Origin of the sequence: Agrobacterium sp. DE0009, assembly GCF_007680755.1 — a bacterium.
In the GTDB taxonomy this organism is placed as follows: Bacteria; Pseudomonadota; Alphaproteobacteria; order Rhizobiales; family Rhizobiaceae; genus Agrobacterium; species Agrobacterium tumefaciens_B.
The window spans coordinates 1597613-1620955 of record NZ_VEIU01000001.1 but is presented as its reverse complement, the minus strand read 5'-3'; the positions used below and the strand labels follow the sequence as shown (position 1 = coordinate 1620955).

At 59.1% G+C, this 23343-nt stretch carries 21 protein-coding genes; 16 read left to right on the top strand and 5 right to left on the bottom strand.

Annotated elements, in window-relative coordinates:
• Nucleotides 1–30: 30 nt before the first annotated feature.
• From hpf to lptC, 5 genes are all read right to left on the bottom strand, one after another.
• A complete protein-coding gene (gene hpf / locus FS804_RS08160; RefSeq protein ID WP_003520085.1) occupies nt 31–603 on the bottom strand; it encodes a ribosome hibernation-promoting factor, HPF/YfiA family in 573 nt (190 codons plus the stop codon).
• 234 nt (nt 604–837) lie between these two features.
• Nucleotides 838–2388 carry an RNA polymerase factor sigma-54 gene (gene rpoN / locus FS804_RS08155; RefSeq protein WP_144576086.1) on the bottom strand — a complete coding sequence of 517 codons (1551 nt, stop codon included), beginning with the start codon at nt 2386–2388 and terminating at the stop codon, nt 838–840.
• 153 nt (nt 2389–2541) lie between these two features.
• A complete protein-coding gene (lptB, locus tag FS804_RS08150; RefSeq protein WP_144576084.1) occupies nt 2542–3351 on the bottom strand; it encodes an LPS export ABC transporter ATP-binding protein in 810 nt (269 codons plus the stop codon).
• 6 nt (nt 3352–3357) lie between these two features.
• Nucleotides 3358–3918 carry an LptA/OstA family protein gene (locus FS804_RS08145; RefSeq protein ID WP_371417845.1) on the bottom strand — a complete coding sequence of 187 codons (561 nt, stop codon included), beginning with the start codon at nt 3916–3918 and terminating at the stop codon, nt 3358–3360.
• 16 nt (nt 3919–3934) lie between these two features.
• A complete protein-coding gene (gene lptC / locus FS804_RS08140) occupies nt 3935–4600 on the bottom strand; it encodes an LPS export ABC transporter periplasmic protein LptC (protein ID WP_144576371.1) in 666 nt (221 codons plus the stop codon).
• Nucleotides 4601–4832: 232 nt separating this feature from the next.
• Here lptC and sppA point away from each other — a divergent pair, with 232 nt between their 5' ends.
• The 16 genes from sppA to tsaB all read left to right on the top strand — a co-directional run bounded on the left by sppA (nt 4833) and on the right by tsaB (nt 23312).
• Nucleotides 4833–5786 carry a signal peptide peptidase SppA gene (sppA, locus tag FS804_RS08135; RefSeq protein WP_144576080.1) on the top strand — a complete coding sequence of 318 codons (954 nt, stop codon included), beginning with the start codon at nt 4833–4835 and terminating at the stop codon, nt 5784–5786.
• A gap of 2 nt (nt 5787–5788) precedes the next feature.
• Nucleotides 5789–6115 (top strand): integration host factor subunit beta, encoded by a 327-nt coding sequence (locus tag FS804_RS08130; RefSeq protein WP_219256707.1) that lies wholly within the window; start codon nt 5789–5791, stop codon nt 6113–6115.
• Between the two features lie 66 nt (nt 6116–6181).
• Nucleotides 6182–6523: a LapA family protein gene (locus FS804_RS08125; protein ID WP_186376702.1), complete on the top strand. Its 342-nt coding sequence runs from the start codon at nt 6182–6184 to the stop codon at nt 6521–6523.
• Nucleotides 6524–6614: 91 nt separating this feature from the next.
• A complete protein-coding gene (locus tag FS804_RS08120) occupies nt 6615–7748 on the top strand; it encodes a class I SAM-dependent methyltransferase (protein ID WP_144576078.1) in 1134 nt (377 codons plus the stop codon).
• Nucleotides 7745–8605, top strand: a complete 861-nt coding sequence (locus tag FS804_RS08115; RefSeq protein WP_144576076.1) for an RNA methyltransferase — start codon at nt 7745–7747, stop codon at nt 8603–8605. The genes FS804_RS08120 and FS804_RS08115 overlap by 4 nt, the downstream gene beginning before the upstream one ends.
• Nucleotides 8605–9093 (top strand): signal peptidase II, encoded by a 489-nt coding sequence (lspA, locus tag FS804_RS08110; protein WP_063949533.1) that lies wholly within the window; start codon nt 8605–8607, stop codon nt 9091–9093. The genes FS804_RS08115 and lspA overlap by 1 nt, the downstream gene beginning before the upstream one ends.
• 55 nt (nt 9094–9148) lie before the next feature.
• Complete coding sequence (locus FS804_RS08105; RefSeq protein ID WP_144576074.1) at nt 9149–11398, top strand: hybrid sensor histidine kinase/response regulator; 2250 nt, start codon at nt 9149–9151, stop codon at nt 11396–11398.
• Between the two features lie 94 nt (nt 11399–11492).
• Nucleotides 11493–12374, top strand: a complete 882-nt coding sequence (locus tag FS804_RS08100; protein WP_063949535.1) for a GNAT family N-acetyltransferase — start codon at nt 11493–11495, stop codon at nt 12372–12374.
• Nucleotides 12375–12501: 127 nt separating this feature from the next.
• The gene (mutS, locus tag FS804_RS08095) at nt 12502–15216 is read left to right on the top strand and encodes a DNA mismatch repair protein MutS (RefSeq protein ID WP_186376701.1); all 2715 of its coding nucleotides are present in this window, start codon (nt 12502–12504) and stop codon (nt 15214–15216) included.
• 96 nt (nt 15217–15312) lie between these two features.
• Entirely contained in the window at nt 15313–18141 is a 2829-nt protein-coding gene (locus FS804_RS08090) for a [protein-PII] uridylyltransferase (protein WP_144576072.1), read from the top strand.
• 7 nt (nt 18142–18148) lie between these two features.
• The gene (gene murJ / locus FS804_RS08085) at nt 18149–19738 is read left to right on the top strand and encodes a murein biosynthesis integral membrane protein MurJ (protein WP_144576070.1); all 1590 of its coding nucleotides are present in this window, start codon (nt 18149–18151) and stop codon (nt 19736–19738) included.
• Nucleotides 19738–20145: a VOC family protein gene (locus FS804_RS08080; RefSeq protein WP_144576068.1), complete on the top strand. Its 408-nt coding sequence runs from the start codon at nt 19738–19740 to the stop codon at nt 20143–20145. The genes murJ and FS804_RS08080 overlap by 1 nt, the downstream gene beginning before the upstream one ends.
• 100 nt (nt 20146–20245) lie before the next feature.
• Nucleotides 20246–21310, top strand: a complete 1065-nt coding sequence (gene trpS / locus FS804_RS08075) for a tryptophan--tRNA ligase (protein ID WP_063949540.1) — start codon at nt 20246–20248, stop codon at nt 21308–21310.
• A gap of 114 nt (nt 21311–21424) precedes the next feature.
• On the top strand, nt 21425–21916 hold the full coding sequence (locus FS804_RS08070; protein ID WP_063949541.1) for a universal stress protein: 492 nt from the start codon (nt 21425–21427) through the stop codon (nt 21914–21916).
• Between the two features lie 142 nt (nt 21917–22058).
• Nucleotides 22059–22622 (top strand): NifU family protein, encoded by a 564-nt coding sequence (locus FS804_RS08065; RefSeq protein ID WP_063949542.1) that lies wholly within the window; start codon nt 22059–22061, stop codon nt 22620–22622.
• Nucleotides 22623–22643: 21 nt separating this feature from the next.
• Nucleotides 22644–23312 (top strand): tRNA (adenosine(37)-N6)-threonylcarbamoyltransferase complex dimerization subunit type 1 TsaB, encoded by a 669-nt coding sequence (gene tsaB, locus FS804_RS08060; protein ID WP_144576066.1) that lies wholly within the window; start codon nt 22644–22646, stop codon nt 23310–23312.
• Nucleotides 23313–23343 lie beyond the last annotated feature (31 nt).

The following is a 23343-nucleotide window of genomic DNA, read 5'->3' as shown; positions in this document are numbered from 1 at the left end:
CGCTCTGCCTCCCACGTCTTGTCAGACTGTTCAGCTCTTGATCGTTTCCGCGTCGATCCAGCCAATATTGCCGTCATGACGTCGGTAGACGATGTTGAGATATTCCTTGCCCGGGCTGCGGAACAGCAGAACCGGTTCGTCCGTCATGTCGAGCGCCATCACGGCGCTGGCGACAGACATGGTCTTAATCTGTTTCGAACTTTCGGCCACAATGGTGGGTGCGTAATCCTCAGGGACCTCATGGTCCTCATCGGGAATAGCATCCATGACCGTGTAAGCGATTTCCTGCGATACACCGTTCGCACCATTGTGGTGGTCTTTCAGCTTGCGCTTGTAACGACGCAGGCGCTTCTCGATCCGCTCTGCGGCGGCGTCGAAGCTCGCCTGCGGATCATTTGCCTGACCCGCCGCATGCAATACAACACCGGTATCGAGATGCAGCTTGCAATCGGCCGCAAAACGCGATCCGGACTTCTCCACCGTCACCTGGCCTGAATACCCCCCATCGAAGTATTTGGTAACTGCCAGACCTATATTGTCCTCAATCCGCTGACGGAAAGATTCACCGATCTCCATATGTTTACCAGATACACGCACACTCATGGAAATTTTCCTTTTTGTAGTGATTTGCGAGTACCAGCTTACGTCAAGCCGCGCGCGCATCCAAGCGTTTCGAAGACCTTAAAAAGCCCTCATTCGAATTTTACGCCCATGGACGGTGGAGGTGAATCCGTTACAAATGACCTTGCTTACGTGTGCGGCGGGCTTCTAGCCCCTGCCGTTGAAAGAGTCAATGGTGCGGCAAAAAACCGCTGCGAACGTGATCGGGTACCTCGATTAGAAAGCGGAGAGCTTGGCCATAGCCTTCTTCTCCCGGCGCCTCTGCACCGAAGAGGGAATATTCATCGCTTCGCGATATTTCGCAACGGTGCGGCGAGCGATATCGATGCCACCCTTTTTCAGATTGTCGACGATATCATCGTCGGAAAGCACCGCATCGGCTGCTTCGTGGGCGATCATGGCCTTGATGCGGTGACGAACCGCTTCGGCGGAGTGGCTGTCTCCGCCCTCTACTGCGCTGATCGATACGCTGAAGAAATATTTGAGCTCGAACAGCCCACGTGGCGTGAGCATGTACTTCTTGGACGTCACCCGGCTGACGGTGGATTCATGCATCTTGATGGCGTCGGCCACCGTCTTGAGGTTCAGTGGGCGCAAATGATCGACACCGTTGACGAGGAAGGCATCCTGTTGGCGGACGATTTCCGTCGCCACCTTCATGATTGTGCGGGCGCGCTGATCGAGGCTGCGGGTCAGCCAATGGGCCGTCTGCATGCATTCGGAGAGAAAATCCTGATCTTCGCCGGCACGCGCCTTGTGTTTCGACACCTCGGCGAAGTAGCTCTGGTTGATAAGCACGCGCGGCAGGGTCTCGGGATTGATTTCCACCAGCCAGCCGCCGGCGGAGGAGGGACGAACGATGATATCGGGAACAATGGTTTCTGAAACCATCGAGTCATAACCCGCACCGGGACGGGGATTGAGTGTGCGGATTTCGGCCAGCATATCGAGAAGGTCTTCCTCATCGACACCGCAGATTTTCTTCAGGGTCGCGAAGTCCCGTTTCGCAAGCAGTTCCAGATTGTCGATAAAGGCCCGCATCGCCGGGTCCAGCCGATCCTTTTGCGCCAGCTGGATTGCGAGGCACTCGCTGAGAGAGCGGGAAAAGACGCCCGGTGGGTCAAAGCTCTGGAGTGTCCTCAGCACCTCCTCGACTGATGAAGGACTTGTGCCCAGCCGCTCGGCGACATCCTCGACGGCGTCGGCAGCGATGTATCCCGTCTCGTCAAGCTGGCCGATCAGCGCATCGGCAATCATCCGGTCTTCTGCGGCAGCTATGGCGAGGGGCAATTGTTGATTGAGATGGTCGCTGAGGCTCTGCCTGGCAGCAACGAAGTCGTCGAGGTCATAACTTTCCCCGGATTCCTGCCCGGGCATCGACTTCCATTGGCCCGCCAGTTCAGGAGCATCGGCTTTTCTGGGCTCTGCATCGTCAGGAAAGACATTTTCGAAGCTGGTATCCAGCTGCTCTCCGAGATTGGCGGCTCGATCGCCATACCAGTCGTCGCTGTCGGCAGTGACATCAGGTGATCGCTCCGCACCATCGCCATCCGCGTCGCCGAAACTTTCCGCGTCTAGGGGTGCATCGCTGCCCAAATCACTGTCGTTTGCTGCAATTTCCAGCAGCGGATTGCGCTCCACTTCCTGCGCAATGAACTGCGTCAGCTCGAAATGCGTCATCTGAAGCAGCTGGATCGACTGCATCAGTTGCGGTGTCATCACGAGAGACTGGTTTTGACGCAGCAAAAGGCTGGCAGACAATGCCATGGCGGACGCGAAACTCCCTTTACAGCTTCTCCGTCGCCTGAATTTCCAAAAATTTTACTGAGACGACGGAACTTGGCCCAAAAATTGCTTTTTTATTTTGTTTGGTCAAGCGTCAGCGCGGGGCGCGATGAAGAATCTTTCGCGCCCGCCATCCTAAAGGCTGAAATTGTTACCCAGATAGAGCCGTCTTACGTCCGGATTATTCACGATGTCGTCAGGCCGGCCGTGCGTCAGGACCTCACCAGCGTGGATGATGTAAGCGCGGTCGATGAGGCCCAGTGTCTCACGCACATTGTGGTCCGTCACCAGAACGCCGATGCCGCGGGCTGTGAGGTGCCTCACCAGATTCTGAATGTCGCTCACCGAAATCGGATCGACGCCGGCAAAAGGCTCGTCGAGCAGCATGAATGTCGGATCGGTCGCAAGGGCGCGTGCGATTTCCAGGCGGCGGCGTTCACCACCCGAAAGCGCGACGGCAGGCGATTTGCGCAGCTGCGCGATATGAAACTCTTCCAGCAGCTCATCGAGCTTGCGGTTGCGTTTCGCCGCGTCAGGTTCATGCACTTCGAGCACGGCGCGGATGTTTTCCTCAACGGTAAGGCCGCGGAAAATCGATGCTTCCTGCGGTAGGTAACCAACGCCAAGGCGCGCGCGCCGGTACATCGGCATTGTGGTCACATCATTGCCGTTAATGGCGATCTTGCCGGTATCGACGGGAACCAGACCCGTAATCATGTAGAAACAGGTGGTTTTACCGGCGCCGTTGGGACCAAGCAGCCCGACGGCCTCACCGCGACGCACGACAAGCGAAACGCCGTTGACGACGCGACGGGTATTGTACGTCTTGGTCAGGCCATGCGCGATCAGCGTTCCCTCATACGGGGTTTTATCGGCCGTTGAGGCGGCAGCTGCGGCTCGGCTGCGCCCGCCGCCGAATATCTTTGAGATGGAAGCTATGTTCACGAGAAACTACTGTTTTTTCTGCGACTTCGGATCAAGCATGATCCGAACGCGACCGCCGCAAGCATCGAGCTTTGCCTGCCCCGTCTCCATGAAAACCGTCAATTTGCAGCCGGTAAAGACATTGGTACCCTCGGAGAGGACGACCTGCTTGCCGGTGAGGATGAATGTCTGGCTCGCCATGTCGAATTCGCCGTGATCAGCGGTCGCATTCTGCGTGCCTGAGGTCAGGTAAACGTTGTTGTCGACGAAGATCTTTTCGATCTGGGCGTTGCCACCGGTCAGCGACGCGCCTTGACCGGCATAATTGACCGTCATCTTGCCGGCTTGCAGCGTCGTCGTGCCCTGCACAACCTTCACGTTTCCGGTGAAATAGGCCTTGCGCTCCTGGTCTCGAACTTCCGCCTGATCGCTGTCGATCGTGATCGGCTCGTCGCTTGACAGCTTGACGCCCTGCATATTGCTGGTCGTGCTCTGTGCAACTGCGGCGGTAGCAAGACAGGAAAAAATCAGGCCCGCATAAGCGATGCCTGCATATTTGCCAAAGGTAACGGGACGGGACATTTGCATCATCTGGACCGGGCTCTCACTTGCCTTCATTTTTAATATTGGATGCAGCGATACGTGCCCGTACCTGCCCCGAAAATACGATGGTTTTGCCATTATCGGCGATATCAATCGATTGCGCAACAATCGACCCGTCGTTTGTTTTGATTGAAACAGGGTCCTTGCTGCTCATTTTTCCGGCCTTCAGATCGACATCTGCAGACTGGAACTTCGCTTGTATGCCATTGCTGAGATTGATGTCAAAAGGGGCCGTCATCGTCAGCTTGTTCGTGGCCCTGTCAAAAACGCCTTCCTTCGCGATCACCTGCGCAACGCCGTCGTTGACCGGCACCGCCGCAAGAACCTTCTCCAAGGTCATGAGATTGGGGTTCGCAATGTCCTGCAACGCCCGGTCCGCGTTCATGGAGTAATCAATCCCCTTCTCGTTGCGGCCTGCAACGGCAGGTTTTTCCATCACGATCTTGCCGTCTTCGATCCTCGCGCTTTCCAGCGAGACATTTTCAGGCGCCCAGGTTCGAATAACCGAGACCGCGATGAAGACGAGCGAAATAATCACCGAGCTGACCGGAAGAATGATCTTCAGGCGCTTCACGCGCGCAGAATGGCGCAATGCCAAACCGTAGGCGCGGTTCTGGTCGTTCGGCAACGGAAATGCTGGCGCGGCTTCGCGGAGTCTATCAAGCATAAGTGTGGGTCCGGAATGCTTCTCAGGCCTCGGTGTGGCGTACAATCGAAGCTTGTGTCTCAAGTCAATATATTTGGCACGAGTGCTTTGTCCTGCCAATATGGTTTTTGTCGGGAGAGGTGCAAGAGAAATGCGAATTTAATCGTAATTCTGGTTTCCTATTGTTTCCTTGCGGCTTCGCGCTAGAAGTTCCATATGGCCTAAAACGCAAAAGCGGACGATAGAGGTTTTGATGGACAATATGGCGATAGCGGATCGAAGGCGGTTGCGCCGCAAGTTGACTTTCTGGCGTATTGCCGCCGTTCTGCTGCTTGTCGCGGGCGCTTTTGGCCTCTATCGGGTCTTCTGGGAAGGGCCTCCGCAGAGCGCGAGACCGCATATCGCCCGGGTCGAAATCACCGGCCTGATCACCGACAATACCGAACTTCTTGAACGGCTCGACAAGATCGCCGAGAGCGATAACGTCAAAGGCCTGATCGTCTCCATTTCCTCGCCCGGTGGCACGACTTATGGCGGTGAGCGCATATTCAAGGCCATCAGGGCTGTGGCGGAAAAGAAGCCTGTTGTCTCCGATGTCCGCACGCTTGCAGCGTCGGCAGGATACATGATCGCATCGGCGGGTGACGTCATCGTCGCCGGGGACACCTCCATCACCGGCTCGATCGGGGTGATTTTCCAGTATCCGCAACTCGGTCCGTTGCTGGAAAAGCTCGGCGTCTCGCTCCAGGAAATCAAGTCATCGCCGATGAAAGCCGAGCCTTCGCCGTTCCATGATGCGCCGGAGGAAGCCAAGACGATGATCCGCGCCATGGTGATGGATAGCTATGGCTGGTTTGTCGATCTTGTGGCCGATCGCCGCAAGCTGCCGCGCGAGGACGTGTTGAAACTGGCTAATGGATCGATCTACACCGGCCGTCAGGCGCTTGCCAACAAGCTGGTCGACACGCTGGGCGGCGAAAAGGAGATTCGCGCCTATCTCGAAACCCGTGGTGTGGCGAAGGATCTGCCGATCGTCGAATGGCGTGCGCCGTCGTCGAATTCGCCTTTTGCGCTGTTCAGTGTTGCGCAAATAGCGAAGTTTCTGGGATACGACGATTTAATTCCCTTTGCGGGGGCTGGCCAGCTCGGAGCGGACAAGTTGTTTCTTGACGGTCTTGTTTCCGTTTGGCAGGTTGAGCCGCGTTAAAAATCCAATTCTTTCAGGGGGCAACCGTGATCAAGTCTGAACTGGTGCAGATCGTTGCTGCGCGTAACCCGCACCTTTATCACCGCGATGTGGAAAACATCGTCAATGCGGTGCTGGATGAAATCACCGATGCCCTGGCCGCAGGAAACCGCGTCGAGCTTCGTGGTTTCGGCGCATTCTCCGTCAAAAACCGTCCTTCCCGTTCCGGGCGGAACCCGCGCACGGGTGAGTCGGTTTTCGTCGAGGAAAAATGGGTGCCTTTCTTCAAGACGGGCAAGGAACTGCGCGAACGCCTCAATCCCGGTATGGGTGACGAAGAGGACGATTGACCGCCCTTGGAGCCCGGCGATTAAGAATGTGCCGGTCGCGCGTTTGCAGTGATGGAGTATTGTCGGATGTCGAAAAAAATCATCAACCTCATCATTCTGCTGCCCCTGGCGATCATCCTCGTCATCCTCTGCGTCGCCAATCGACAGTCCGTGACGCTGGCCCTTAATCCCTTCCGGCCGGATGACAGCGTTCTGTCCTTCACGGCGCCCTTCTTTGTTTTCCTCTTCCTGGCGGTCATTTTTGGTGTCCTGCTGGGGTCGGCGGCCACATGGGTCGCTCAGGGAAAACACCGCAAACGCGCCCGTATCGAGGCCAGGGAAGCCATTCGCTGGCATGATGAGGCGAACCGTCAAAAGGCGGCAACGGGCGGCGCCGTACCGAACGCGGGACAGCTCCCGGCAAAGTGATGGTGCCGAGAATTGTTGTGGCTCTGGTAGAGCGGCGTTCGGGATGCTATTTGCTGCGCAATAAGACGCGGGCATAAGCGGAAAGATTCCATTGAAGAAAAAAGACAGCCGACCGGGCACGCGCGCGCGGGCCGGGGCCGATAAGAAGCAGATTAACGCCGTGAAGCCGGCACGCAGACCGGATGCAGCGCCGAAAAGGCGTGAGCCCGACGCCGTGCGCAACGCGCCAAAAGCGCCGGCGAAGGAAAAGGTCAGTATAGCATCAGCCGTAGAACAGGTGCCCGCACGTCCCCTCAAGGAGCGCACCGGGATTTTGCCTGCCGAGCAGGTTCCCGTCATTCTCGAATCGAGCGGGGCCGGTGATTTTCACCTGATTGACAGCGGCAACGGCCTGAAGCTTGAACAATATGGTGATTACCGCGTGGTTCGTCCGGAGGCCCAGGCGCTGTGGAAACCCTCCGTTCCGGACCGCGTGTGGCAGAATGCCGATGCCATCTTCACCGGCGATACGGATGAAGACGGGATGGGTCGCTGGCGTTTCCCGAAAGCGGCGCTCGGCGAGACCTGGCCCCTGTCGTTGCTCGGCGTCAATTTTCTCGGCCGGTTCACCGCATTCCGCCATGTCGGCGTTTTCCCCGAACAGATCGTCCACTGGGAATGGCTGAAACATGCGGTCGAGACGGCCGACCGGCCACTGAAGGTTTTGAACCTCTTCGGCTACACCGGTGTCGCCTCGCTGGTTGCGGCGGCGGCCGGGGCTGAAGTGACCCATGTGGACGCGTCGAAGAAAGCAATTGGCTGGGCGAAGGAAAACCAGTCGCTCGCAGGATTGGAAAATGCGCCAATTCGTTGGATATGCGAAGACGCGATGAAGTTCATCCAGCGGGAAGAACGTCGTGGCAACACCTACGACATCATCCTCACCGATCCGCCAAAATTCGGCCGCGGCACCCATGGCGAAGTCTGGCAGCTGTTCGACCATCTGCCGCTGATGCTCGATATCTGCCGGGAAATCCTCTCGCCCAAGGCGCTAGGCCTGGTGCTGACTGCCTACTCCATCCGGGCCAGCTTCTATTCCATGCATGAACTGATGCGCGAAACGATGCGCGGCGCGGGCGGCACTGTTGCGTCTGGAGAACTGGTCATTCGCGAGGCCGGGCTAGACGGCAAAACGCCGGGCCGCGTTCTTTCCACATCGCTGTTCAGCCGCTGGGAGCCGAAATGATGAAGGACATGCGCGAAAACGCCACGCGACGCGTTGGCCAGGTCAAGGAAGTGACGAGTCTTGCCAATCCCATCATCAAGGATATCAAGGCACTGACCCAGAAAAAGGGCAGGGAAGAGACGGGCACCTTCATGGCTGAAGGCCTGAAACTGGTCATCGACGCCCTTGAGCTTGGCTGGACGATCAAGACCCTGGTTTACGCCAAGGCCGCCAAGGGCAAGCCTCTGGTGGAGCAGGCGGCGGTAAAGACCGTGGCCTCGGGCGGTCTCGTACTCGAAGTCAGCGAAAAGGTCATCGCCTCGATCACCCGCCGCGACAATCCGCAGATGGTGGTCGGCATTTTCGAACAGAAATGGAAGCCGCTGAAGGATATCCGACCGGAAAAGGGCGAGACCTATATCGCGCTCGACCGCGTGCGCGATCCCGGAAATCTCGGCACCATCATTCGCACGGCGGATGCGGCGGGCGCTTCTGGCGTCATTCTGGTCGGCGATTGCACCGATCCGTTTTCGCTGGAGACGGTGCGCGCCACAATGGGCTCGGTTTTTGCCACGCCGGTCGCTCGTGCCTCCGTCGATGAATTTCTGGCCTGGAAAAAATCGGCTGGCGTCAGTGTTGTTGCCACGCATCTTGCCGGTTCGGTCGATTATCGAAAGATCGACTATGCCGGCAAACCGGTCGTGATCTTGATGGGTAACGAGCAATCCGGCCTTCCGCCGGAACTCGCCGGCAAGGCGGACCAACTGGCGCGCATTCCCCAGCAGGGCCGTGCCGATAGTCTCAATCTCGCCATCGCAACCGCCGTCATGCTGTTTGAAGCACGGCGACATCTCCTCGAACTGGCACCGGTGACGTAATGGCCAAAGCGGCATTGTTCTCGAAATTCGGTCCTGCTTTTGCGCTGATCGTCGCGGCACTGGTGCTGGACCAGGTCGTCAAGCAGCTGGTTGAGGCCTATCTGCCGCTGCAACAGATGGTGCCCGTCGCTCCGTTCCTTGCGCTCTACCGGACCTACAATCTCGGTGTTGCCTTTTCGATGCTCGAAGACATGCACGGCTGGTTCATCGTCAGCATGCGGCTTGTGATCGTCGTCTTCGTTCTGTGGCTGTGGCGCAAGACGGCAGCGGACCGCACCTTCGCCCATCTCGGCTTTGCCTTCATTATTGCAGGTGCCGCCGGCAATCTTCTCGACCGTTTTTTTTACGGCCACGTCATCGACTACATTCTGTTTTACACTGAGACTTGGTCCTTCGCCGTTTTCAATCTCGCAGACAGTTTCATAACCATTGGCGCAGCTTGCGTTATCCTTGACGAAGTTTTGCACGCCCGGGCAGCCAAAACGTAAAATTTTAGGGTTGCCGCCAAACATATCAAAACCGCTGCCGTGGTAGCGGTTGAGCATGAGCGAACTGGCAAGACTGCGGCAAAAAGTTTCGGATGGGCTTGGCCTGGCCGCCACGGCGGAGCAGGCGGCAGATCGCATCGATACCGCGCCGCGACGAGCGGACGAGGACCATGCGATCCATGTCAGCACTGTAGCGCTCCACATCGCCGCATCCTTATCCGTTGGAGGCTTTGTCGCGGCTCTGGTTGCACTTGCAGTGCCCTATGCGACGACCGTCGGCCTGGCAGTCTTCTTTGGCTTGCTGCTCGTCAGCCTCCTTGTCTACGCGCTCTTTCGCACGCCTCCTCAGCGGCCGGTTACTCAGGTCGCAGAATCCGATCTCAGGCTCCGGCAGACGCAAAACCGATCGTTGATCGCGGAGATGCAGGAATCCATGGGCGACATTCTCGTGATCCGTGACATGAACCGGCGCATCGTCGAGGCGAACCGGATCTTTCGCGACATGACCGGTTGTGCGGCGCCGGAAGGATTAAGCTGCGAGGAAATCGGTATTGCTTTCCGTCCGGGTGAGAAGGTTCACGCCTATGATGTCGAGATCGCGACGCCGTTCGGTCAGCGCATCTTTTCCTGGCATGATGTCGTGACGCGAGATCTTTCAAGTAGCCGACTTATGATCAGCAGCATCGCGAGAGACGTGACCGAGGAGCGGCTTGCGCTCGCCGAGCGGGAAGACGCCCGGTTACGAGCCGAAAAGGCCGATGCCGTGAAGGCAAGGCTGCTTGCCACGGTCAGCCACGAGATCCGGTTGCCACTTTCCGGCATGCTCGGCATGAACCATCTTCTGTCCCAGACCAAACTCAACGAAGAACAGCGCAATTATCTGGATGGCATGCGGCAGTCCGGCCAGTCGCTGGTGCAACTGGTCGAGGATCTCCTGGATTATTCGACACTGGAGGCGGGTCGCTTCAGGCTCAATCCGCGCGCTGAAAATCTGCGCCGGCTGATCGAGAGCGTCGTTGAGATGCTGGCCCACCGCGCGCATGAGAAGGGCATCGAAATCGCCTCCTTCGTAACGCCTGATGTGCCCGATCATCTCGATTTCGATCCGGCAAGGCTCCGGCAGGTTCTCTTCAATCTCATCGGCAATGCCGTCAAATTCACGCGGGAAGGCGGGGTGGTCGTCAGGGCGCACATGGTTGGCGGGGAATTATGCATCGGCGTTGAAGATACCGGTCCTGGCATGAGCGAGGCGGAGCAGAAACGCATCTTTGGCGAGTTCGAGCAGGCCGGGCCTGTATCGCAGCAAAGCGCCGGCACGGGTCTTGGCCTCGCGATTTCCGCCCGCATCGTGCGCGAATTCGGTGGCAGCCTCACGGTTTCCAGCCGAAAAGGAAAGGGGAGCACCTTTAAGCTGACGTTCCGGCCGGCTGGCGCCCCTGCCGAGATGGTGGATGTCGGAAGGCGCCGGTGTCTGCAGCATACGAATGTCCTCCTTATCGCGCCGGAAGGTGTGGCGGCAGGGGTGACCATGGAGGCGATCAAAGCGCTCGGGGGACGATGCCAGCTCATTCACCAGCCAGATGATCTTGAAAGGCTGCGAAACGACGCAACCGTGCAGGCGGAGGGGCTTACCGATATCATTGTCGATCGGCGTATTTCACCGCTGTTCAGGGATGCACTTAAGGATTGGCCACACCAGGATGTTCGCCGCACGCTGCTGGTCAGCCCGGAAGAGCGCCCCTCGACAATGCATGTATCCTTCGACGCCTGGTTGATCCGGCCGCTGCGCGAAAAATCCCTGATCGACGTTCTGTGCGGCCGTCTGCGCGGGATCGAGCGTCGGGATGCGATCAACGACAACCATCCGGATGTGGGATTTTCCTCGCGCGTCATGAAAGACCCGACAGGCGGCATTGAGATCCTCGTTGCCGAAGACGACGCCGTCAACCAGCGCATCGTCCGCGCTGTCCTGGAAAAAAACGGTTATGTCGTTCGTCTTGTCGAAGACTTCGAGGGGCTCCGGCACTCTTTGGAACCCTGCGCGCGCCGTTTGCCTGATCTCATCATATCCGATCTCAATATGCCGGGCGGTGAGGGGATGGACGTGCTTCCCGAGCTTTTGCGGAGCATGGAGGCTGACAGAAGTATTCCCGTCATTGTACTGAGCGGCGATGCGACGACTGCGCCCGCTGAAAAGCTGCTGGAAGCCGGCGCCGGCGCCGTGCTTGCCAAGCCTGCCGATCCAGGCCGGCTGGTTGAGGAAATTCACCGGCTACTGAAGGCAAAACGTCCGTCGCTAATATGAAACGGCGGACTCGCGCTAGTCGCATTTTGTCACTATTCTGTCGTCAAATAGTGATTTATGACAGGAAAATTCTTTGGTGGCGGAGCGATTCCCCATGGTTGCCGAAATCCTCAATCATGACATTTGCGAGAACAATGTCGTCATTCCTGCTCGTCCGGACATAGCTCAGGACAATGAGGGTCTTTTCGGGCGTATCGGCAAGCTGGAAACACGGCTGGCAAGAAACGAACGAGAGATCGATGCCGCGCAATCCGTGCGTTACCGGGTCTTTGTGGACGAGATGAAGGCGCGCCTTCCCGCAGAAGCGATGCGGCGCCAGCGCGACTTCGACGCCTGGGACAGCGTTTGCGATCATCTGCTTGTTCTCGACAAGTCGATCGAAGGCGACAGCGAGGACCAGATCGTCGGTACCTATCGCCTGCTGCGGCAGGATATCGCGATGGCAAATAACGGCTTTTATTCAGCCAGCGAATTCGACATCGCTGGCCTCGTCGCACGTCATCCCGGCAAGCGCTTCATGGAACTTGGCCGCTCCTGCGTGCTGCCGGAATATCGCACCAAACGCACCGTCGAGCTTCTGTGGCAGGGCAACTGGTCTTATGCGGTCAAACACCGCATGGACGCGATGATCGGCTGCGCCTCATTCCCCGGCGTGCAGCCGGAAGCGCACGCGCTCGCCTTGTCCTTCCTGCACCATAATTGCTTGGCAAAGGGAGAGTGGGAAGCGGTCGCGCTCCCCGAACTCTACCACGAAATGGACCTCGTCCCGGCAGAGGCGCTCAACGCCCGCAAGGCGCTGAATGCCATGCCGCCGCTGATCAAGGGTTACATGCGTCTCGGGGCCATGTTTGGCGCTGGCGCGGTCGTTGATCATGCTTTCAACACGACCGATGTCCTGGTGGTTCTGCCGGTATCATCCATCGCCGGCCGTTACATCAGCTATTATGGCGGCGAGGCCGAACGCATCAACGGTTGATCGGTTTTTGATCTGCGCCATCAGGATGTTCCTGTGGGCAGCGCATCCGCGTCTGTTGTCTTGGGGCGGCCATTCCCGCTAGTGTCGGCGCTCATTTTCCGCAACACGATATGACATCGGCAGGCCATTGACGGACGTTCTGACAACCGCTTCCCTGATCTCGGAAGAAAGCCGCGCGACGGCCACTCCGATGATGGAGCAATATATCGAGATCAAGGCGAACAATCCCGGTTCGCTGCTGTTCTACCGCATGGGCGATTTTTACGAATTGTTCTTCGACGATGCGGTGGACGCCTCCCGCGCTCTCGGTATCACCCTGACGAAACGCGGCCAGCATATGGGTCACGATATTCCCATGTGTGGCGTTCCCGTTCACGCGGCGGATGACTATCTCCAGAAGCTTATCATGCGCGGTTATCGCGTGGCTGTCTGCGAACAGGTCGAGGATCCGGCAGAAGCCAAGAAGCGCGGCTCGAAATCCGTGGTCAAGCGCGATGTGGTGCGGCTCGTCACACCAGGCACGCTGACGGAAGAAAAACTGCTGTCGCCGACGGAATCCAACTATCTGATGGCGCTGGCGCGTATTCGCGGCAGTGTAGAAGCACAGTTTGCGCTCGCCTGGATCGATATTTCCACCGGCGTTTTCCGTCTGGCGGAGACGACGCTTACCCGGCTTCTCGCCGATATCTGGCGCATCGATCCGCGCGAGTTGATCGTCGCCGACACCCTGTTCCACGATGATGAACTTCGGCCGGTTTTCGATATGCTGGGCCGGGTGGCGGTGCCGCAGCCGGCCATTCTCTTCGATAGCGCGACAGCGGAAGGGCGCATCGCGCGTTATTTCAACGTCTCGACGCTCGACGGATTCGGCACGTTTTCACGAGTGGAAATGGCCGCTGCCGCTGCTGCGGTTGCCTATGTCGAAAAGACGCAGATTGCCGAGCGCCCGCCACTTGGCGCGCCTGAGCGGGAAAGTGCCGCCTCCACGCTGTTCATCGATCCCGCCACCCGCGCCAATTTGGAGCTCGTAAAAACGCTGTCGGGTGACAGGGACGGCTCGTTGCTGCATGCGCTGAACCGAACGGTCACCGGCGGCGGCGCGCGGCTTCTCGCCGAGCGGCTGATGTCACCCTTGACCGATCCGGAGAGGATCAATGCCCGTCTCGATGCGGTCGCTTATCTCATCGACGATGTCTCTCTCTGCGACGGTCTGCGCGATGCGCTGAAGCAGGTTGCCGATATGCCGCGTGCGCTCTCCCGTCTTGCGCTGGAGCGCGGCGGCCCACGCGATCTCGGCGCGATTAGACAGGGCTTGGCGTCGGCCGAGAGAATTGCCGTCATACTTGATCAGGGGCTGTTGCCGGAGGAGCTTGCTTCGGCCCTTGCCGATCTGAAAGCCTTGCCGCGCGGACTGGAAGCCATGCTCGGCTCGATGCTGGCCGACGATCTGCCGCTTCTGAAACGCGATGGCGGCTTCCTGCGTGAGGGCGCCAATCCCGAACTCGATGAGGTGCGGGCGCTGCGCGATCAGTCGCGCCGGGTGATCGCGGGGTTGCAGCTGCAATATGCGGAGGAAACCGGGATCAAGTCCCTCAAGATCAAGCACAACAACGTACTTGGTTATTTCATCGAGGTGACGGCGGGCAATGCCGATGTGATGACGGCGACCGATGAGGCGAAGGCCCGCTTCATCCACCGCCAGACCATGGCCGGAGCCATGCGCTTCACCACCACAGAGCTTGCCGATCTCGAAAGCCGCATCGCCAATGCCGCGGCTGAAGCTCTGACCATGGAGCTGGAAGCCTTCGAGCGCATGGTTGAGGCAGTGGTAAAGCAGGCGGAGGCGATCAAGGCGGGTGCGCTGGCACTAGCGGTCATCGATGTCGCCTCAAGCCTCGCTTATCTCGCCACCGAACAGGCCTATTGCCGCCCGATCGTCGATGCCTCCATGACCTTCTCGATCAAGGGTGGGCGGCACCCCGTTGTGGAGCAGGCTTTGAGGCGGCAGTCAGCCGGACCCTTCATTGCCAATAACTGCGACCTGTCTGCCGTCAATGGCGGCAAGAACGGCGCGATCTGGCTGCTCACCGGTCCGAACATGGGCGGTAAATCCACGTTCCTGCGCCAGAATGCTCTGATCGCCATCCTCGCGCAGATCGGCTCCTTCGTTCCGGCGGAGGCCGCCCATATCGGCGTCGTTGACCGGCTGTTTTCGCGTGTCGGCGCGTCTGACGATCTGGCGCGTGGCCGCTCGACCTTCATGGTGGAGATGGTGGAAACTGCCGCCATTCTCAATCAGGCGACGGATCGCTCGCTGGTCATCCTGGACGAGATCGGCCGGGGTACGGCGACCTTCGACGGACTTTCTATCGCTTGGGCGTCGGTGGAGCACCTGCACGAGGTCAACCGCTGCCGCGGCCTTTTTGCCACCCATTTCCATGAGCTCACCGTCCTGTCGGAAAAGCTAGGCCGCCTTTCCAATGCCACGATGCGGGTAAAAGAGTGGGAAGGCGATGTCATCTTCCTGCACGAAGTCGGACCGGGCGCTGCGGATCGTTCCTACGGCATTCAGGTGGCGCGGCTCGCGGGCTTGCCGGCCTCGGTAGTGGAGCGGGCCCGCGAGGTACTGACGAAGCTGGAGGATGCCGACCGCAAGAACCCGGCAAGCCAGCTGATCGATGATCTGCCGCTGTTCCAGATCGCGGTTCGCCGCGAGGAAACGCGCAAGGCAGGAGCATCAAAGGTGGAGGAAGCCCTGAAAAGCTTCAACCCGGACGAAATGACCCCGCGTGAGGCATTGGACGCGCTCTATGCGCTAAAGAAAGAACTTGGCAAGGCTTGAAGGGATAGAGTGCCTGTCCATAGCCTCTGAAACTCTTTATAGGACACTCCCAACGCAAGCGGTGGGATCTCCCACAGGACATGGATACCGGCATAGATGGCCATCAAGGACCTGGATTTTTCCGACATTCTCGATGTATCGGCGCTGAAGCGAGACTGCGACGTCATCTTCAGGGAAGACGGCAAGCGCATCGCCGACATCAGGTCCGATCTGCTGCCGATCTTCCGCAAGGCCAGCACGGAAGGTCGGGAGAAGGTGCGGGAGCTTTTGAAGGCGGATGGCAGTGGCATCGATTGCGCCCGACGCATCTCCTGGCTGCAGGACCGGCTGATCGAAACCCTCTACGATCTTACCTGCCAATATGTCTATCCGAAGGATGCGCCGCAGATCGCGGTCGCCGCGGTTGGCGGTTATGGACGCGGCACACTGGCGCCGGGATCGGATATCGACCTCCTGTTCCTGCTTCCTCCGAAGAACACGCCTGACATGCACAAGGCCGTGGAGTTCGTGCTCTATCTCCTCTGGGATCTCGGCTTCAAGGTCGGCCACGCCACCCGCACCGTGGATGAGTGCATTCGGCTTTCAAAATCCGACATGACGATCCGCACCGCCATTCTGGAAGTCCGGGCGATCTGCGGCAAAAAATCCCTGACCGACGATCTCGAAAAACGTTTTGAGTCGGAGGTCGTCACCGGAACCGGCCCGGAATTCATCGCCGCCAAGCTCGCCGAGCGTGACCAGCGCCACCGCAAGGCCGGCGATACGCGCTATCTGGTGGAGCCGAACGTCAAGGAAGGCAAGGGCGGCTTGCGTGACCTGCACACGCTGTTCTGGATCGCCAAATATTATTACCACGTCCGCGACACGGCCGATCTCGTCAAACTCGGCGTTTTGTCACGGTCAGAACTGAAACTGTTTGAAAAGGCCGATGATTTTCTCTGGGCCGTCCGTTGCCAGATGCATTTCATCACCGGCAAGGCGGAAGAACGCCTTTCCTTCGACATCCAGCGAGAAATTGCCGACGCTTTGAATTATCAGCCGCGCCCCGGCCTCTCCGCCGTAGAGCGCTTCATGAAGCACTATTTCCTCGTCGCAAAAGATGTCGGTGATCTCACCCGCATCGTCTGCGCCGGTCTGGAAGACAGGCAGGCCAAGGACGTGCCGGGCCTTTCCGGCGTGCTCAGCCGCTTCGCCCACCGCGTTCGCAAGATTCCGGGTTCCGTGGAGTTCGTGGAAGACCGGGGCCGCATCGCGCTCGCCAAACCCGATGTGTTCAAGAACGATCCGGTCAATCTCATCCGGCTCTTCCATATCGCGGATATCAACAATCTCGAACTGCACCCCGATGCCTTGCGCGTCGTCACTCGTTCGCTTTCGCTCATCAATGACGAGCTGCGGGAAAACGAGGAGGCAAATCGGCTTTTCCTGTCGATCCTCACCTCGCGGCGCGATCCGGCATTGACGTTGCGGCGCATGAATGAAGCCGGCGTGCTCGGCAAATTCATCCCCGAATTTGGCAAGATCGTCGCGATGATGCAGTTCAACATGTATCACCATTACACGGTGGACGAGCATCTGATCCGCTCCGTCGGCGTGCTGTCGGAAGTGGACAAGGGAACAGCGGTCGATGCCCACCCGCTCGCCAATCAGCTGATGCCCGGCGTCGAGGAACGCGAGGCGCTTTATGTGGCGGTACTGCTGCACGATGTCGCCAAGGGCCGGCAGGAAGATCACTCGATTGCCGGCGCGCGTGTGGCGCGCAAGCTCTGCCAGCGCTTCCGTCTCACCGGCAAGCAGACTGAAACGGTTGTCTGGCTGATCGAGCAGCATCTTTTGATGTCCATGGTCGCCCAGACGCGCGACCTGCACGACCGCAAGACCATCACCGATTTTGCCGACAAGGTGCAATCCATGGAGCGGCTGAAGATGCTGCTTATCCTGACGGTCTGCGATATCCGCGCGGTTGGCCCCGGCGTGTGGAACGGCTGGAAGGGGCAGTTGCTACGTTCGCTGTATTATGAGACCGAACTGCTTCTGTCAGGCGGCTTCTCGGAAGTCTCCCGCAAGGAGCGCGCGCAGATTGCCCGCCAAGCGCTCTACGATGCCCTTGACGACTGGGGCCAGAAGGCGCGGCGCAAATATACAAAACTGCATTACGAGCCCTACCTGCTGACTGTGGCGCTGGAAGACCAGGTGCGCCACACCCGCTTCATCCGCGAGGCCGACAAGCAGGAGAAGGCGCTCTCGACCATGGTGCGCACCCATTCCTTCCACGCCATCACGGAAATCACCGTTTTGGCGCCCGACCACCCGCGCCTGCTTTCGATCATAACCGGCGCATGCGCCGCGGCTGGCGCCAACATTGCCGATGCGCAGATTTTCACCACCTCCGACGGGCGGGCGCTCGATACGATCCTTATCAACCGCGAATTTCCGATCGACGAGGACGAGACGCGGCGCGGCAACAATGTCGGCAAGCTCATCGAAGAAGTTCTCTCCGGCAAGCAGCGCCTGCCGGAAATGATCGCCACCCGCACCAAGAGCCGGAAGAAAAAGAGCGCCTTCACCATTCCGCCTTCGGTGACGATCTCGAATGGTCTGTCCAACAAGTTCACCGTGATCGAGGTCGAGTGCCTCGACCGGCCGGGGCTTCTGGCCGACATGACGGCGGTCATCGCCGACCTGTCACTCGACATTCACTCCGCCCGCATCACCACCTTCGGCGAGAAAGTCATCGACACCTTCTACGTGACCGACCTGTTCGGCCAGAAGGTGACGACGGACAACCGGCAGGCCAGCATCGCGCAACGCCTGAAGGCTGTGATGAGCGAGCAGGAGGACGAATTGCGCGACCGCATGCCGAACGGCATCATCGCCCACCCAGACGTGGCGGCCCTGCCGGCCGCGCGCACGGCAAAGGCTTGATAGTCCCATGAGTCTGATCGGCAAGTTCGCCACCGTCGGCACCGCCACGCTCGGCAGCCGCATTTTCGGCTTTCTGCGCGAAACGCTGATGGCAGCCGCCGTCGGCACCGGACCGGTGGCCGATGCCTTCAACGCCGCTTTTCGCTTCCCAAATACCTTCAGGCGACTTTTCGCCGAGGGTGCATTCAACTCTGCCTTCGTGCCGCTTTTCGCCAAGGAAATCGAAGCGAATGGCATGGAGGGTGCAAGGCGCTTTTCCGAAGAGGTCTTCGGCGTCCTGTTCACGGTGCTCCTGGCCCTGACAATTTTGATGGAATTGTCGATGCCGTTCATCGTCCGCACCGTCATCGCGCCGGGCTTCCTCGAAGATCCGGTGAAGTTCGATAACACTGTCCGCCTTGCGACGATCATGTTTCCCTATCTCGCCTGCATGTCGCTCGCGGCGATGATGGGCGGCATGCTGAACTCGCTGCACCGTTATTTTGCGGCGGCAATCGCACCGGTTTTCCTCAATATCATTCTCATCGGCGTGCTGGCGCTGGCCTGGTGGAAAAATTACGATCCGCTTCAAGTCGGTTATGCGCTCTCATGGGGCGTGATGGCGGCAGGTCTTGTGCAGCTCGCCATCGTCTGGATTGCAGTGCGCAATGCCGGCATGCGCATTGGTTTCCGCAGACCACGGCTCACAAAGAATGTGCAGCGCCTTCTGGTCCTTGCTCTGCCGGCAGCAATCACCGGGGGCATCACCCAGATCAATCTGCTCATCAACACCAACATCGCGTCCGGCGGCGAAGGTGTCATATCCTCCCTTGCCTATGCGGACCGCATCTATCAACTGCCGCTCGGTGTCGTCGGCATCGCTGTTGCCACGGTGCTCCTGCCGGAACTGGCGCGCGCGCTGCGCGGCGGCCATATGGTGGAGGCCGGAAGCCTGCAGAACCGCTCGGTCGAGTTCGTGCTCTTCCTGACCCTGCCCGCTGCCGCGGCACTTCTCGTCATGGCCGAACCCATCGTTCGTTTCCTGTACGAGCGCGGCAATTTTGCGCCGTCCGCAACGATCACCGTTTCACAAATCCTCGGCATCTACGGTTTGGGCCTTCCCGCTTTCGTGTTGATCAAGGCCTTCATCCCCGGTTTCTTCGCGCGCGAGGACACCCGCACGCCAATGATCTTCGCGGCGATTTCGGTTGTCGTGAATGTCTCGCTGGCGCTCACGCTTTTCCCGCGCCTCGGCGGTCCCGGCATCGCTATCGCGGAAATCACCGCTGGCTGGGTCAACGCCGCGCTGCTGTTTGGCATGCTCCTGTGGCGTGGTCACTGGCATCTGGATATTCCGCTGCTCACCCGTATCCCGCGCCTGCTCTTGGCCGCGGCGTTAATGGCCGTATTTGTGCATTATGCGCTGACGTGGCTGACCTTCGAGCTGTCTTCCGCCTCGTCCATCTTCGTGCGTGCCGGCACGATCATGGGCCTCGTCTTTGCCGCCATGCTGGTCTATTTCGTGCTGGCTTTCGTGTCTGGAGGTGCCGACATCGGCATGGTGAAGCGGGCCGTCCGCAAGCGCGGGAAAAAGACGGCCGAGACGGAGGCTGGCTGATGTCCTTTGCTGAAAACCGCCGCATCGCCATCGTTACCGTCGTGGTTGATGACTACGATCGGGCGAAGGCGTTTTATTGCGATGTTCTCGGCTTCGAGTGCCTCTCCGATGAGCCACTGGACGACGGCAAAAGGTGGCTGGTGGTCAAGCCGCAGGGCGCTGACGGTGGCGCCCTTCTGCTTGCCGAGGCGGATGGCGAAGAGCAGCGACGCGCCATCGGCAACCAGACCGGCGGCCGTGTTGGATTTTTCCTGCATACCGACGATTTCGCCCGCGACCATGAAACCATGATTGCACGCGGCGTGTGCTTTCTGGAACAGCCGCGCCATGAGGCTTATGGTTCCGTCGCGGTCTTTGCCGACCCTTACGGAAATCGCTGGGACCTTCTTCAGCCGCGCCGTGGATAGCCCTTGAAACCGCTTGATTGCAAGGGGCTGCGGGTGCATAAGCGCGCGTGCAATTGCAAACACGGGGCGGGGCCCTCCACAAGCCTTTTCGAGGACGACAATGAACGCATTCAAGCCGCTGGTTTTCTCGGGCGTCCAGCCGACCGGCAATCTGCATCTCGGCAATTATCTGGGCGCGATCCGCAAATTCGTGGCGTTGCAGGAAGATAATGACTGCATCTATTGCGTCGTTGATATGCACGCCATCACCGCCCAGCTCGTTCACTCGGACCTGAAGGCGCAGACCCGCTCGATCGCGGCCGCCTTCATCGCTTCGGGCATCGATCCGGTGAAGCACATCGTCTTTAACCAGTCGGCCGTGCCGCAGCATGCGGAACTGGCATGGGTGTTCAACTGCGTGGCGCGCATCGGCTGGATGGAGCGCATGACGCAGTTCAAGGACAAGTCCGGCAAGAATACCGAACAGGTCTCGCTTGGCCTGCTCGCCTATCCGAGCCTGATGGCTGCCGACATTCTCGTCTATCGCGCGACCCATGTTCCTGTCGGCGATGATCAGAAACAGCATCTGGAGCTTGCCCGCGACATTGCCCAGAAATTCAATATCGATTTCGGTGACCATATCCGCAAGACGGGTCTTGGGCTCGACATTACGGTTGGCGATGAGCCGGTGCATGCTTATTTCCCAATGGTGGAACCGCTGATCGGCGGGCCGGCACCGCGCGTCATGTCCTTGAAGGACGGCACCAAAAAGATGTCGAAGTCCGATCCTTCCGATCTGTCGCGCATCAACCTTATGGATGACGTCGACGCGATCTCGAAGAAGATCAAGAAGGCAAAGACCGATCCCGACGCGCTGCCGAGCGAACTGGAAGGTCTGAAAGGCCGTCCGGAGGCCGAAAACCTCGTCGGCATCTATGCAGCCCTGTCAGACAAGACCAAGGCGGATGTCCTTGCCGAGTTCGGTGGCCAGCAGTTCTCAACATTCAAGCCGGCCCTCGTCGAGCTTGCCGTCAACGTGCTTGCGCCCGTCAATAACGAGATGCGTCGTCTTCTCGATGACCCGACCCATATCGATGCCATCCTCAGCCAAGGTGGTGAGCGGGCGCGTGCCATCGCGGAAAAGACGATGAACGAGGTGCGCGATATCATCGGCTTCCTGCGCTGACAGGTCGCTGCCACGCGAGTGCGGCGGGCGGTTTGCGCCTGCCGTGATTTGATATAATCTCCGCTCGAACCGTCGGGCGGTTTTTCGGATCACGGCGGATTTTGGGAGTACAGAATGGTTTCAACACGGCTGTCGCGTCTGGAAGGGCATCGCCGCAAGTTTCTCGCTGTAATCGATGACACACCGGAATGCGAAAGGGCCGTGCATTATGCCGGTCGTCGCGCCAAGAATTCCAATGGCGGTCTGGTACTGCTTTACATGATCCCGGAAGGCGATTTCCAGCAATGGCTGGGTGTCGAGCAGATCATGCGGGCCGAAGCGCGTGAGGAAGCGGAAGCCACGCTCGCCAAGATCGCCCAGAAGGTACGCGAAACGATCGGCATCGAGCCGGAATCCGTCATTCGGGAAGGCAGCGCGACGGAGCAGATTCACGGGTTGATCGAGGAAGATCGCGATATCGCCATTCTGGTATTGGCTGCCGGATCAACGAAAGAAGGGCCGGGACCGCTGGTTTCCTCCATCGCCGGACGTGGTGCGGCCTTCCCGATCCCAGTCACCGTTCTACCCGACACCTTGTCGGATGAGGAAATCGACGCACTTTGCTGACCCTCCAAGGGTTGGATTGAAGAGTTGGCGATTTCTTGAATGTAATTATCATGTCAGGGCTTGAAGTGTAGCGTCGCCGGGCGTATTTTTGGAAGAATTCTAAATTGCGGGGCGTGAACGGCGACCTCGAAGGAGACAGACAATGTTCATTCAGACGGAAGCGACGCCGAACCCCGCTACGCTCAAGTTCCTGCCGGGCAAGGTGGTGCTGGAAAGCGGGACCGCTGAGTTTCTCAACCCCTCGCAGGCGCAGGCCTCGCCGCTCGCTGAAAGGCTCTTCACCATTCCGGGTGTGACCGGCGTCTATTTCGGTTTCGACTTCATCACCGTTACCAAGGATGATGCCGAGTGGCAGCATCTGAAGCCTGCCATTCTCGGCTCTATCATGGAACATTTCATGTCCGGCCGGCCAATCATGGGCACGGCGATTGCGGCCGAAGTTTCGGACGAGGAAGGTGAGTTCTTCGAAGAGGGTGACGAAACCATCGTCGCCACCATCAAGGAACTACTGGAAACGCGCGTGCGCCCTGCCGTGGCGCAGGATGGCGGCGACATCACCTTCCGCGGTTTCCGTGATGGCACGGTGTTCCTGAACATGAAGGGCGCCTGCTCGGGTTGCCCATCCTCCACCGCCACGCTGAAGCACGGCGTTCAGAACCTGCTCCGCCATTTCGTGCCGGAAGTGCTCGAAGTCGAAGCGGTATGACGTTCTAAGCCAGGCCCCGCCATGATTGTTCTCGCACTCGACACGTCAGGTGTTGATTGTTCCGCCTGCGTTTATGACAGTGCCTCTGACAAGGTGCTCGGCGACGTGTGCGAAACGATCGGCAAGGGCCATGCCGAAAGGTTGATGGCCGTCATCGACGGTGCCCTGCAGCAGGCGCAATTGCCGCTGCAGCAAATCGAGCGCATTGCTGTGACCATCGGTCCTGGGTCCTTTACGGGCATCCGGGTCGGTGTCGCGGCAGCGCGAGGTTTTGCTCTGTCGCTTGGCGTCGATGCGGTTGGTGTCACCACGCTCGAGACGATCGCTTTGCATCATCTCCTCGAAAACCCGGGCCACCCCGTGGCGGTAGGGCTCGATGCGAAACGTGGCGAGGCCTATCTCCAGACATTTGCAGCCGATGGATCGCCGCTCCGTGAAGCGGTCCTGCTTTCTCTCGATGATGCAAAGGCGGCTCTTTCGGGTTTCGATGGCGCCGTCATCGGCTCGGCCGCACCGCTCTTTGCAGGGCAGGAAAGCGGCTCGGGCCCGGATCATTTTCCGATTGCCGCTGTCGCTCGAGCCGGTGCCCGCAAACCGGCTGGCCAGCCCAAACCCGCGCCGCTTTACCTGCGTGGACCGGATGCCCGGCCACAGACAGGTTTTGCGCTGGCACGCCGGGACGTTGCCTGATACGGCATGCATCAGTGCATGTTTCTGATTC